Source organism: Roseobacter sp. OBYS 0001, from assembly GCF_019654895.1.
GTDB lineage: Bacteria > Pseudomonadota > Alphaproteobacteria > Rhodobacterales > Rhodobacteraceae > Roseobacter > Roseobacter litoralis.
Window position 1 is genome coordinate 115,444 of the sequence record NZ_BPES01000004.1, and the last position, 12,917, is coordinate 128,360.

Annotated in this window: 9 protein-coding genes; 7 read left to right on the forward strand and 2 right to left on the reverse strand. The window is 57.3% G+C overall.

Annotation, left to right across the window (positions count from 1 at the left end; all coding sequences use genetic code 11):
- The first annotated feature begins 97 nt into the window (after nt 1-97).
- Genes nuoL through K5Q35_RS10510 form a run of 6 tightly spaced genes read left to right on the forward strand, consistent with a single transcriptional unit; the run spans nt 98 to nt 8,456 of the window.
- The gene (gene nuoL / locus K5Q35_RS10485) at nt 98-2,203 is read left to right on the forward strand and encodes an NADH-quinone oxidoreductase subunit L (protein ID WP_220799534.1); all 2,106 of its coding nucleotides are present in this window, start codon (nt 98-100) and stop codon (nt 2,201-2,203) included.
- Nucleotides 2,203-3,744, forward strand: coding sequence for an NADH-quinone oxidoreductase subunit M (locus K5Q35_RS10490; RefSeq protein ID WP_220799535.1), 1,542 nt, complete (start codon nt 2,203-2,205; stop codon nt 3,742-3,744). Before nuoL ends, K5Q35_RS10490 begins: the two co-directional genes overlap by 1 nt.
- Before the next feature lie 12 nt (nt 3,745-3,756).
- The gene (nuoN, locus tag K5Q35_RS10495) at nt 3,757-5,199 is read left to right on the forward strand and encodes an NADH-quinone oxidoreductase subunit NuoN (protein ID WP_013962377.1); all 1,443 of its coding nucleotides are present in this window, start codon (nt 3,757-3,759) and stop codon (nt 5,197-5,199) included.
- Nucleotides 5,200-5,232: 33 nt separating this feature from the next.
- Nucleotides 5,233-5,994: a biotin--[acetyl-CoA-carboxylase] ligase gene (locus K5Q35_RS10500; protein WP_220799536.1), complete on the forward strand. Its 762-nt coding sequence runs from the start codon at nt 5,233-5,235 to the stop codon at nt 5,992-5,994.
- 16 nt (nt 5,995-6,010) lie between these two features.
- Nucleotides 6,011-6,784: a type III pantothenate kinase gene (locus K5Q35_RS10505; protein ID WP_013962375.1), complete on the forward strand. Its 774-nt coding sequence runs from the start codon at nt 6,011-6,013 to the stop codon at nt 6,782-6,784.
- Nucleotides 6,785-6,788: 4 nt separating this feature from the next.
- Nucleotides 6,789-8,456: a ribonuclease J gene (locus tag K5Q35_RS10510; protein ID WP_220799537.1), complete on the forward strand. Its 1,668-nt coding sequence runs from the start codon at nt 6,789-6,791 to the stop codon at nt 8,454-8,456.
- Between the two features lie 59 nt (nt 8,457-8,515).
- Here the strand turns inward: K5Q35_RS10510 and K5Q35_RS10515 are convergent, their stop codons facing one another.
- Nucleotides 8,516-9,970, reverse strand: coding sequence for a DEAD/DEAH box helicase (locus K5Q35_RS10515; RefSeq protein WP_013962373.1), 1,455 nt, complete (start codon nt 9,968-9,970; stop codon nt 8,516-8,518).
- Nucleotides 9,971-10,335: 365 nt separating this feature from the next.
- Entirely contained in the window at nt 10,336-11,943 is a 1,608-nt protein-coding gene (locus tag K5Q35_RS10520; RefSeq protein ID WP_220799538.1) for a peptide chain release factor 3, read from the reverse strand.
- A gap of 119 nt (nt 11,944-12,062) precedes the next feature.
- Between K5Q35_RS10520 and K5Q35_RS10525 the strand changes: the two genes are divergently transcribed.
- Nucleotides 12,063-12,842 carry an SDR family oxidoreductase gene (locus tag K5Q35_RS10525; protein WP_220799539.1) on the forward strand — a complete coding sequence of 260 codons (780 nt, stop codon included), beginning with the start codon at nt 12,063-12,065 and terminating at the stop codon, nt 12,840-12,842.
- Nucleotides 12,843-12,917 lie beyond the last annotated feature (75 nt).

Sequence of the window (12,917 nt, forward strand, 5' to 3'; positions counted from 1 at the left end):
CGGCTGACAGTTTTTTGGTCAGCGGGGCGATATGCCCTTGGGCTGGCCTGAACGAATATGACCCAGATTGCCGTGGTGGCACCAAGGAAACAGACTGATGGAAACAATACTCCTCTTTGCCCCGCTTGTTGGTGCGCTCCTGTGTGGTTTCAGCTGGAAATTTATCGGAGAAGCTGCCGCCTGCTGGATTGCCACCGGGCTACTTTTCCTGTCGGCTCTCTTGTCGTGGGTTGTGTTTCTCACCTTTGACGGCATGACTGAACAAATCCAGATTTTGCGCTTTATCGAAAGCGGTAGTCTCAGTACGGATTGGGCGATCCGACTGGACCGGCTGACCGCGATCATGCTGGTCGTCATCACCACCGTGTCGAGCCTCGTTCATCTTTATTCCTTTGGCTACATGGATAAAGACCCGCAGTGGAAAGACGACGAGAGCTACAAGCCGCGCTTCTTTGCCTATCTGTCGTTCTTTACCTTTGCGATGTTGATGCTGGTGACGGCCGACAACCTTGTGCAGATGTTTTTTGGCTGGGAAGGGGTGGGCGTCGCGTCCTACCTTCTGATCGGCTTTTACTATCGCAAACCCTCGGCAAATGCGGCGGCGATCAAGGCGTTCGTCGTCAACCGCGTGGGTGACTTTGGCTTTGCGCTGGCGATTTTTGCGCTGTTTTTCCTGACGGATAGCATCAATTTTGATGACATCTTTGCCGCCGCGCCAGAACTGGCAGAGACGCAGCTGACCTTTCTTTGGACCGAATGGAACGCGGCAAATCTGATTGCCTTCCTGCTTTTCATCGGCGCGATGGGGAAATCGGCGCAGTTGTTTTTGCACACATGGCTGCCGGACGCGATGGAAGGGCCAACGCCTGTGTCCGCGCTGATCCATGCGGCCACGATGGTCACGGCGGGTGTTTTCCTTGTGTGCCGGATGTCACCGATCATGGAATTCGCACCCGAAGCCATGGCATTTGTCACCGTGCTGGGCGCAACAACGGCGTTCTTCGCCGCCACGGTGGGCCTCGTCCAGACCGACATCAAACGGGTCATCGCCTATTCGACCTGTTCGCAGCTGGGGTATATGTTCGTCGCTGCAGGTGTTGGCATGTATTCAGCGGCCATGTTCCACCTGTTTACACATGCTTTCTTCAAGGCGATGCTGTTTCTCGGCGCAGGCTCGGTGATCCATGCGATGCACCACGAGCAAGACATGATGAACTACGGCGGCTTGCGCAAGAAAATCCCCTATACCTTCTGGGCCATGATGATCGGCACGCTGGCCATCACAGGTGTTGGTATCCCGGTTTGGATTGTGACATTGGGCGAGATACCGATCGGGTTTGCGGGCTTCCATTCCAAAGATGCGATCGTGGAAAGCGCTTTTGCTGCCGGGTCCATGTATGGGTTCTGGGCGCTTGTGATCGCCGCACTGTTCACCAGTTTCTATAGCTGGCGTCTGATGTTCCTGACGTTTTACGGCACGCCACGGGGCGACAAACACACCCACGACCACGCGCATGAAAGCCCGATGGTCATGATTATTCCGCTTGGTGTGCTGGCGCTTGGGGCGATTTTTGCTGGTATGGTCTGGTACGGGTCGTTCTTTGGCCACACGGATAAAGTGGCGAAGTTCTATGGCATTCCCTATGCCGAAGCCTCTGAGCATGGCGCTGAGGGTCATGGCGATGACAAGGCCGAGGACAGCCATGGTACCAAAGAGGGCGAGCATCATTACGTCTTTGCCGGGGTGCCGGGTGAAGGGGCGCTGTACATCGCACCCGATAACACTCTGCTCGATGACGCCCATAAGGTGCCATATTGGGTCAAGACATCGCCTTTCGCGGCCATGTTGATCGGCTTTCTGATGGCCTATTGGTTCTACATCGTGAACCCCGAACTGCCCAAGCGGCTGGCCGAAAACCAACGCCCCTTGTACCTGTTCCTCAAGAACAAATGGTACTTTGACGAACTCTATAACATCGTGTTTGTCATACCGGCCAAATGGATCGGCTCATTCCTGTGGAAACGCGGTGACGGGGATGTGATCGACGGGGGGCTGAACGGCATCGCCATGGGCATTATCCCGTTCTTTACCCGCCTCGCCGGGCGTGCGCAGTCCGGTTATATCTTTACCTATGCCTTCGCCATGGTCATCGGCATCGCAGTGCTGGTCACTTGGATGACACTGTCAGGAGGGGCCAACTGATGGGCAATCTTCTTTCCATCGTAACCTTTATTCCGGCCATGGCGGCGTTGATCCTTGCTGTCTTTTTGCGCGGCGATGATGAGGCGGCCAACCTCAACGCCAAGCGCGTGGCGATGTTTGCCACGGTGGCGACCTTCCTTGTCTCGCTGTTCATTCTGGCCGGGTTTGACCCGCAGGACACCGGGTTTCAATTCGTGGAAGAACGCGACTGGCTGCTGGGTCTTGAATACAAAATGGGCGTCGATGGCATCTCGGTGCTCTTCGTGATGCTCACGACATTCATGATGCCGCTGGTGATTGCCGCGTCGTGGAATGTCACCCTGCGGGTCAAGGAATATATGATCGCCTTCCTGCTGCTTGAGACGCTGATGCTTGGCGTCTTCATGGCGCTGGATCTGGTCTTGTTCTATCTCTTCTTTGAGGCTGGCTTGATCCCCATGTTCCTGATCATCGGCATCTGGGGCGGGGCGAACCGCATCTATGCGAGCTTCAAGTTCTTCCTTTATACCTTCCTTGGCTCCGTGCTGATGCTGGTGGCGATGGTGGGTATGTTTGCCGATGCGGGCACCACAGATATTGAAATGCTGTTGCGTCATGAATTCTCCTTTGCCGATTTCGACCTTCTGGGCATTCAGATTGTCGGGGGGATGCAGACACTCCTGTTCCTTGCCTTCTTTGCAAGCTTCGCCGTCAAGATGCCCATGTGGCCGGTGCATACATGGCTGCCGGATGCCCACGTTCAGGCCCCGACTGCCGGGTCCGTGGTGCTGGCGGCGATCCTGTTGAAACTCGGCGGCTACGGGTTCATCCGTTTCTCGCTGCCGATGTTTCCGGTGGCGGCTGATATCTGGGCGCCGATGATCCTGTGGCTGTCGGCCATCGCGATCGTCTATACCTCGCTGGTGGCACTCGTGCAGGAAGACATGAAAAAGCTGATCGCCTATTCGTCCGTGGCCCATATGGGGTTTGTCACGATGGGTATCTTTGCGGCCAATCAACAGGGCGTCGATGGCGCAATTTTTCAGATGATAAGCCACGGGTTCATTTCCGGCGCGCTGTTCCTGTGTGTTGGCGTGATCTATGACCGGATGCACACCCGTGACATCGACGCCTATGGCGGTCTGGTAAACCGGATGCCGGCCTATGCGCTGATTTTCATGTTATTCACGATGGCCAATGTGGGTCTGCCGGGCACATCTGGCTTTGTCGGCGAGTTCCTGACACTCATGGCCGTGTTTCAGGTCAACACATGGGTTGCCGCAGTGGCCACGACCGGAGTGATTTTCTCGGCGGCCTATGCGCTCTGGCTTTATCGCCGCGTGGTGATGGGGGATCTGATCAAGGAAAGCCTGAAATCTATTACCGACATGACGTCGCGCGAGCGTTGGATATTCGCACCCCTTGTGGCGATGACGCTGCTTTTGGGGGTTTACCCCGCATTGGTGCTCGATATTACCGGGCCGTCGGTGGCGGCATTGGTTGCAGGCTATGATACGGCGCTGAGTGCAGCAGAAGCTGCAAGCCAGCTGGCGTCGAACTAAAGGATGGATACGATGATAACCGCTGATCTGACCCTCATCCTGCCGGAAATTATCCTGTCGCTCTACGCCATGGTGATGCTGCTGGTGGCTGTTTACACGACCAAGGATGGCATGGCCTCGGTGCTTGTCTGGTTGACCGCCGGTCTGATGGTGGCACTGGGCGCATGGATTACAGTGGACGGTGAAGGGACAAACGTCGCCTTTGGCGGCATGCTGATCGAAGATGGGTTCGCCCGTTTTGCCAAGGTGACGATCCTCTTTGCCGCCGCCGCCGTTTTGGTGATGTCCGAAGGCTACATGAAGGCGCGCGACCTGCTGCGCTTTGAATATCCGCTTTTGCTGGCTCTTTCCGTGGTCGGTATGATGGTCATGGTATCCGCCGGTGATCTGATGGCGCTCTATATGGGGCTCGAGCTTCAGTCGCTTGCGCTCTATGTGATCGCGTCGCTGCGCCGGGACAGTGTGAAATCCACCGAAGCCGGGCTGAAGTACTTTGTGCTTGGCGCGTTGTCCTCTGGTCTGCTGCTCTATGGGGCATCGCTGATCTACGGCTATGCCGGAACAACGCTCTTTTCGGGGATCATCGAGACGGCGCAGCATGGCGACGTCTCCCTCGGTCTGCTGTTCGGCCTCGTGTTCCTGATCGCCGGACTAGCGTTCAAAGTCTCCGCCGTGCCGTTCCACATGTGGACACCGGATGTCTATGAGGGTGCGCCCACCCCTGTCACCGCCTTTTTCGCCACCGCCCCCAAAGTGGCCGCGATGGGGCTGTTTGCGCGCGTGCTGCATGACGCGTTCGGCAATGCCATCAGCGACTGGAGCCAGATCGTCGCGCTCTTGTCGCTGTGTTCCATGTTCCTCGGCGCGGTCGCCGCCATTGGGCAGACGAACATCAAGCGTCTGATGGCCTTTTCGTCGATTGCGCATATGGGCTACGCGCTGATGGGTCTGGCCGCTGGCACGGTGCTGGGTGTGCAGGCGATGCTGATTTACATGGCGATCTATGTAACGATGAACGTCGGCACCTTCGCCTTTATCCTGATGATGGAAAAGGATGGCCAGCCGGTCACGGATATCTCATCTCTGAACATGTATTCCAAGAAGGAACCGGGCAAGGCGCTGGCCATGCTGGTCTTGCTGTTCTCGCTGGCGGGCGTGCCGCCGATGCTTGGGTTCTTTGGCAAATTCTATGTCTTGCGCGCCGCCTATGAAGCGGGGTTCGCATGGCTGGCCATTGCGGGGGTCATCGCATCGGTCATCGGGGCCTATTACTATCTGCGCATAGTATTCTTCATGTATTTCGGCGACGAAAAGGAAGACGGGTTGGACAAGGGGGGATCGCCGGTTTTGTCAGGCTTCCTGCTGGTGTCCGCGGCCATCATGGTACTGGGCATTGCCAATATGTTCGGTGTCGAAACCGCCGCCGCCTCCGCCGCTGCAACACTTGTTAACTGACCGACAGGATCGCGTGCCTTTGTGCCGGGGTACATGCCGTTGACGGGTGATAGCTGGCCTGAAGGCTATGGTCGATTGCAATTGAACGAAGTCGACAGCACGCTGGATGAAGCCGCGCGACAAGCCCCCAAGGCTGCGACTCCGCTGTGGGTTTTTGCGCGGCGGCAGACCACAGCAAGAGGCAGACGCGGGCGGCCATGGTCCATGCCCGAGGGTAATTTTGCGGCGACGCTGCTCTTGCGTCCCGCAGGGCCACCGACGCAGGCCGCGCTGCGGTCATTTATCATGTCTCTGGCGCTCTACCGTGCGTTTGTCGAAGTGACAGGCCGGGAGAAGGGTTTGGCCTTGAAATGGCCCAACGACGTGTTGCTCAACGGTGGCAAGGTCGCGGGCATTTTGCTTGAGAGCACGGGTGCGGGCCAGCAGACTGGTTTTTTGTCCATTGGCGTTGGGGTCAATCTTGTTGCCGCCCCGCCAGCAAGTGATGTCGAGGCGACCGCCCTGAAACCGGTGTCGATCCTGAGTGAAACGTCCGTTCGGGTGCTGCCTGAGACCTTTTTTGAGGTGCTCGCCTGCCACTTTGCCAATCTTGAACAACAGTTTCAGCAGTACGGTTTTGAGCCGATCCGGACCGGGTGGCTGGCACATGCTGCCCGCATCGGCGAGGTGATAACGGCACGCACGACCCGAGAGGAATACTCAGGGACTTTCGAAGATGTGGACGCCGAGGGGCATCTCGTGTTACGCGGCCCGCGCGGTGTCATGTCCATCGCAGCAGCAGATGTCTATTTCTGAGAAGGGGCGCGCGGCTATGTTACTGGCAATTGATTGCGGCAACACGAATACCGTCTTTTCCCTCTGGGACGGGACCCGTTTTGTTGCGACCTGGCGCACGTCGACAGAATGGCAGCGCACCGCAGATCAATACTATGTCTGGCTCAGAACGCTGATGCAGTTTCAGAAACTCGAAGTCGACATCACCGATGTAATCATCTCCTCGACCGTGCCGCGTGTGGTGTTCAATTTGCGCGTCTTTGCGGACAGGTATTTTAACACGCGCCCGCTTGTGGTTGGCAAACCCGACTGCCTGCTGCCCGTCGATGTGCGCGTGGACGAAGGGACGCAGGTCGGCCCGGACCGGCTGGTCAACACAGTCGCTGGGTTTGACCTTTTCGGTGGTGATCTGATCATGGTCGATTTTGGCACCGCGACAACCTTTGATGTCGTCGACACCGATGGCGCCTATGTCGGTGGTGTGATCGCCCCCGGCGTGAACCTGAGCCTCGAGGCGTTGCATCAGGCCGCTGCAGCCCTTCCGCATGTCGATATCACCAAACCGCAAAGCGTGGTGGGCACAAATACTGTCGCCTGCATGCAATCTGGCGTTTTTTGGGGTTATGTCGGCCTCGTGCGTGAGATATGCGACCGGATAAAGGCGGAACGCGCCCGCGAGATGCGCGTGATTTCAACGGGTGGGCTGGCACCCCTTTTCCAGCAATCTGAGGCGCTTTTTGATGCGTATCAGGAAGATCTGACAATGCACGGTCTGACCGTGATTTATAAGTATAACAAGGAAAAAGAATAATTCTATGAGCAGTGAAAGACTGATCTATCTGCCCCTCGGTGGGGCGGGCGAAATTGGCATGAACGCCTATGTTTACGGATACGGCAAACCGAATGCGGAACGGCTGATCGTGGTGGATATGGGCGTGGCCTTTCCGGATATGGATGGCAGCCCCGGCGTTGACCTGATCCTGCCCGATATCACGTGGTTGCAGGAACGGCGCGACCGGATTGAGGCTGTGTTTGTGACCCATGCGCATGAAGACCACGTGGGCGCCGTGGCACATACCTATGAGCGGTTGGGTGCGCCGATTTACGCCCGCGCGTTCACGGCCAATATTGCGCGCCGCAAAATGGCAGAGCATGGCCATCCTGAAAACGCTGTGCACACTGTATCGCCCTGGCCCGAAACGGTTTCGGCCGGGCCTTTCCAAGTGAGCTTTTTGCCGATTTCCCATTCGATCCCTGAAAGCTCGGCCATGGTGATTGATACGCCCGAAGGGCGCGTGATCCACTCAGGTGATTTCAAATTGGATGAAACCCCGCTGGTGGGTGAAGCCTTTGATCCCGAACTCTGGGCTGAGGTCAGCAAGGACGGCGTCAAGGCGCTGATCTGTGACAGCACGAACGTGTTTTCGCAACATCCCGGTCGCTCTGAGGCGTCGGTTGGGCCAGAGATCACAAAGCTTGTCCAAAGTGCGCAAGGCATGGTTGTCGCGACGACATTTGCCTCCAACGTGGCGCGCGTTAAAACGCTCGCGGATGCGGGGGTGCGGGCAGGGCGTTCCATCGTTCTGATGGGGCGCGCAATGCGCCGCATGATCGAGGCATCAGCCGAAACCGGCGTCTTGCAGGATTTTCCATCCGTCGTGAGCCCGGAAGAAGCCAAATCGATTCCACGCGAAAACCTGATGTTGCTCGTCACTGGCTCGCAGGGGGAGCGGCGCGCGGCCTCGGCGCAACTCGCGCGCGGCAAGTATCAGGGCATGGAGATGAAGGAGGGAGACCTGTTCCTGTTCTCATCCAAAACCATCCCGGGCAACGAAAAAGGGGTGATCCGGATCATCAACGCCTTTTCCGAACTGGGGGTTGATGTGGTGGATGACAGCTCCGGGCTCTATCATGTTTCGGGCCACGCAAACCGGCCCGATCTGGAACGCCTTAGCGAGATCGTCAATCCGCAGGTTGTGATCCCCATGCACGGCGAACATCGCCATCTGCGCGAACATGTGAAAATCGCCGAACAAAATGGCAGAACGGGTGTTCTGGCCGTGAATGGCATGATGGTTGATTTGTCCGGGAACAAGCCCAAGATCGCGGAATATGTTGAAACGGGCCGTACCTATCTGGATGGGACAGTGCAGATCGGTGCGTTGGACGGTGTCGTGCGGGATCGTATTCGCATGGCGCTGAACGGGCATGTGGTGGTGACGCTGATTGTGGATGAAGACGACGAACCGCTTGGCGATCCATGGTGCGAACTCAAGGGGTTGCCGGAAACCGGACGCAGCAAGGCGTCCTTGGTCGACGTGCTCGAAGCGGACCTTGGCCAGTGGCTCGGGCGGGCGGATCCCAAGACGATGCGGGATGATGATCGTCTGAACGAAGGTCTGCGCCGCGTTGTGCGTCAGACGTCACAAGACGAGATTGGCAAGAAGCCTGAGGTCAGCGTGATCGTCAGCCGGTTAAGCTAAACGAAAGGCCGGGCTGCTTTTGGGAAAGCAGCCCGGCCTTTCTTGTCTTGCAGTCGCTATCAGCTCCCGATCCGCTCCTTGAAGCTGAGACCTATGAATTCCGGGGTATGATCGCCCAAGCCGATCACGCCCGCTCCACCACGATCTCTGCCGGACGTGCTGCGGTTCCGGCCGCCCCGTGCACGGGGTGCCTGCGCTGGTTCAGCGGCAGGAGGGGCTTCTGCAGGTGTTGGTGCGATCTCGGGTTCAGGCACTGTATCTTGCGGTTTGTCACTTTTACGCGGCGCGCGTGTTCGCGTGCGTTTCGGTTTTTCCGTTACAGCCGGCTCACTCGCGGTCGTCTTTTCCTCTGGCTCCGCCGGGGTGCCCAAGGGATTGTCCAGCCGCGGTATTTCCCGCTGCACAAGCCGCTCGATGTCTTCGAGGTTGCGCTCATCGCGCGGCACGCAGATCATGATCGCCTTACCGTCACGCCCGGCACGTCCGGTGCGACCGATGCGGTGGACATAATCCTCGGCATGGCCGGGCACGTCGAAGTTGAACACATGGCTGACCGCAGGCACATCAAGGCCGCGTGCGGCCACATCAGAGGCGATCAGAAATTTCAAGGACCCGTCGCGAAACCCGTCAAGCGTGCGTGTTCGCTGGCTCTGGTCCAAGTCCCCGTGAATAGGGGCCGCGTCATAATTGTATTTCTTCAATGACTTGGCGACAATATCCACGTCCGTTTTGCGGTTGCAAAAGATGATGGCATTGGTGCATTTTTCACCTTCGGCATCAATCAGGGCGCGCAGTAACTTGCGTTTTTCCGTTCCTTCACGATCTTTGCGAGAGGCTTTGAACTTGAGCACGCCTTGCTCAATGGTTTCACTGGCCGTTGCCTGACGCGCTACTTCGACCCGTTCCGGTGCGGACAGGAAGGTGTTCGTGATCCGTTCAATTTCCGGTGCCATGGTGGCTGAAAAGAACAGCGTCTGGCGGGTAAACGGTGTCAGGCTGAAGATACGTTCGATATCTGGAATGAACCCCATATCAAGCATCCTGTCCGCCTCGTCCACGACCATGATCTGCACGCCAGTCAACAGCAATTTGCCGCGTTCGAAATGATCGAGCAAACGCCCAGGCGTCGCAATCAGGACATCGACACCTTTATCAATCAGCTTGTCCTGTTCTTTAAAGGACACACCACCAATCAGCAGTGCCTTGGTGAGCTTGAGGTGTTTCGTATAGGTATCAAAGTTTTCAGCAACTTGTGCCGCGAGTTCACGCGTAGGGCACAGCACAAGACTGCGCGGCATCCGTGCGCGGGCGCGCCCACGGGCCAAAAGGGTAATCATCGGCAGCGTGAAGCTGGCGGTTTTACCGGTCCCGGTTTGCGCAATCCCCAATACATCACGACCTGCAAGAGCAGGGGGGATCGCACCAGCTTGAATTGGGGTGGGGGTTTCGTACCCGGCTTCGTCAATTGCCTTCAATACTTTAGGATTGAGGTTCAACTCAGAGAATTTTATCATATGTATCCGTAATTTGCGGACACATTCTCGGCCCGCGGCAGCTTTCACATCGGCCCGCATGGCCCAAAACGGCGGTTCTCCCGCGATATGCTGCGCCTGCTTACCAATTCGTCAGCGATTGGTCAAACAGTTGACACAGAACAATTAAGGATTCCGTTTGTGCCGATGCGCTTTAGAGTAAAACGCGGTGGCATGCGCCCCCGGTTTGTCTGAATCTATGCATGAAAATAGCTGGAAAAGAACGCTTCTGGTATTTTGGCAACTGGCTCAACGCCATGGCCCGGCATGTCAAAACCAGTCCTTCTTTTGCCAGACAGACCAAGATGAGGCATCGGGAATGCGCGCCGTGTATACTGGCGCGCGTTTTACACCATCATTTCCTTGGTCGCGGTTAATGTCACCTGCGGATAATCCCGCTCCACCCTGTCGATGTCCCACTGCAGTCGCGTCAGATAGACAATGTCGCCGTCGTGGTCCTTTGCGATATGCTGCTTGTTGCTTTCGGTGAACTTGTCGACCGCCAGCTTGTCGCCGCTGACCCAGCGCGCTGATGTGAACTGTGACGCCTCGAACCTGACCGGCAGGCCGTATTCCAGTTCAATGCGACTGGCCAGCACTTCGAATTGCAACTGCCCGACCACTCCGACGACAAACCCCGAGCCAATGGCGGGTTTGAACACTTTGGCAGCCCCTTCTTCGGCGAACTGCATCAGGGCTTTTTCCAGATGCTTGGCCTTGAGCGGATCACCTGCACGCACGGTCTGCAAAAGTTCCGGCGCGAACGAGGGGATACCTGTCACGCGGATCGCTTCGCCTTCGGTCAGCGTGTCGCCGATGCGCAACTGGCCGTGGTTCGGAATGCCGATGATATCGCCTGCCCAAGCCTCTTCCGCCAACTCGCGGTCAGAGGCGAGAAACATAACCGGGTTTGAAATCGCCATCGGTTTTTTCATACGGACATGGGTCAGTTTCATGCCCCGGTTGAAATGGCCGGACGCGATGCGCACAAATGCAACGCGATCCCGATGCTTTGGATCCATGTTCGCCTGCACCTTGAAGACAAAGCCGGAGACTTTCTTTTCCTCAGGCAAAATCTGGCGCGGTTCGGCGGATTGAATCTGCGGTTGTGGGCCGTATTGTGCGATGCCCTCCATCAGTTCCTTGACGCCAAAGGAATTGATGGCGGATCCGAACCAGATCGGTGTCAGCGATCCTTCGTGCATCGCTTCGATGTCAAGCGGTGGCAAGAGTTCGCGTGCCATCTCGAGATCTTCGCGCAGCTTTTCAAGCAATTCTTCCGGGACCAGCTCGGCCAGTTTAGGATCGTCCAAGCCATTGATCTCGACGCTTTCCGCAACGCGGTTTCGGTCGGCGCGATCCATCAGTTCCAGTCGGTCCCGTAGGATATCGTAACATCCGATAAAGTCTCGGCCCACCCCGATGGGCCAACTGGCCGGGGTCACGTCAATGGCGAGGTTTTCTTGTATTTCGTCAATAATTTCGAAAACATCCCGGCTCTCGCGGTCCATTTTGTTGCAAAATGTCAAGATGGGCAGGTCGCGCATACGGCAAACTTCAAAGAGTTTCTGCGTTTGGCTTTCCACACCTTTCGCCCCGTCAATCACCATCACCGCTGCATCCACGGCGGTGAGCGTGCGATATGTGTCCTCGGAAAAATCGCTGTGTCCGGGCGTATCTACAAGGTTGAAGCGGAACTCTTTGAAATCAAATGACATGGCGGAGGCGGAGACAGAGATGCCGCGGTCCTTTTCCATCGCCATGAAATCGGAGCGTGTGCGGCGTGCTTCGCCTTTCGCGCGTACCTGACCCGCCATCTGGATGGCCCCGCCAAAGAGCAGGAATTTTTCGGTCAATGTGGTCTTGCCGGCATCCGGGTGGCTGATGATCGCAAACGTGCGCCGCCGGGCAATTTCAGGCGGCAAATCCGCGCGGTTTTTTGATGTATCGAGCATGTCTGCGGCTATAGGCGCTGCAATGAGGCAAAGCAAGAGAGCAGCGGGAAATGTCGCTTGCCTGCTGGTGCAGCTTGCGTTTTTGATGCTACGCAAAGGCCAACAAAGGGGAACAGACCATGGATTTGGGAATAAAAGGCAAGCGCGCCATCATCTGCGCGTCATCAAAGGGTTTGGGGCTGGGCTGCGCGCGCGCGCTTGCGGCGGCTGGCGTGGATGTGGTCATGAATGCGCGCGGCGTTGACGCTCTCGAAGCGGCGGCAAGCGCGATCAGAACCGAATTCGACGTGGACGTCACGACCGTTGCAGGCGATATCGCCACTGACGCGGGGCGCGCCAAAGTTCTCGCGGCGGCGGGTGAAGTGGACATTCTGGTCAATAATGCCGGTGGTCCCCCCCCGGGTCTCTGGCAGGATTGGGACCGCGATGATTTCATCAAGGCGCTGGATGCCAACATGCTGGCCCCGATTGCGATGATCAAGCATCTGGTGCCCGGCATGATGACGCGCGGCTGGGGCCGGGTGGTGAACATCACCTCGCAATCCGTCAAGGCACCGATCCCGCAACTTGGCCTGAGCAATGCAGCCCGCAACGGTTTGACCGGCTATGTGGCGGGGACAAGTCGTCAGGTCGCTGAAAAAGGGGTGATCATGAATAACCTTTTGCCGGGCATACACGATACGGACCGGGCGCTGGCCCTTGATGGCGGCGTGATGGAGCGCGAGGGCATCACGAGGGAAGAGGCCCGCGCGAAACGCAGCGCCACCATTCCCGCACGCCGCTACGGTACGGCAGAGGAATTTGGCGCAACATGTGCGTTTTTATGTTCGCAACATGCGGGGTTCATCGTGGGGCAGAACATCCTGCTGGACGGCGGTGCCACGAACGCAACGATTTAAAAGAGGCGACGGGCGTCCTCGAAACCCGGTAATGGTTCTGCAGATGGCGCGCGAAATGCGGCTCCGACTGGATTG

Excerpts from the sequence above, each read along its gene's own strand:
- nuoL (WP_220799534.1), top strand. The coding sequence starts at position 98 with ATGGAAACAATACTCCTCTTTGCCCCGCTTGTTGGTGCGCTCCTGTGT.
- K5Q35_RS10490 (WP_220799535.1), top strand. The coding sequence starts at position 2,203 with ATGGGCAATCTTCTTTCCATCGTAACCTTTATTCCGGCCATGGCGGCG.
- nuoN (WP_013962377.1), top strand. The coding sequence starts at position 3,757 with ATGATAACCGCTGATCTGACCCTCATCCTGCCGGAAATTATCCTGTCG.
- K5Q35_RS10500 (WP_220799536.1), top strand. The coding sequence starts at position 5,233 with ATGCCGTTGACGGGTGATAGCTGGCCTGAAGGCTATGGTCGATTGCAA.
- K5Q35_RS10505 (WP_013962375.1), top strand. The coding sequence starts at position 6,011 with ATGTTACTGGCAATTGATTGCGGCAACACGAATACCGTCTTTTCCCTC.
- K5Q35_RS10510 (WP_220799537.1), top strand. The coding sequence starts at position 6,789 with ATGAGCAGTGAAAGACTGATCTATCTGCCCCTCGGTGGGGCGGGCGAA.
- K5Q35_RS10515 (WP_013962373.1), bottom strand. The coding sequence starts at position 9,970 with ATGATAAAATTCTCTGAGTTGAACCTCAATCCTAAAGTATTGAAGGCA.
- K5Q35_RS10520 (WP_220799538.1), bottom strand. The coding sequence starts at position 11,943 with ATGCTCGATACATCAAAAAACCGCGCGGATTTGCCGCCTGAAATTGCC.
- K5Q35_RS10525 (WP_220799539.1), top strand. The coding sequence starts at position 12,063 with ATGGATTTGGGAATAAAAGGCAAGCGCGCCATCATCTGCGCGTCATCA.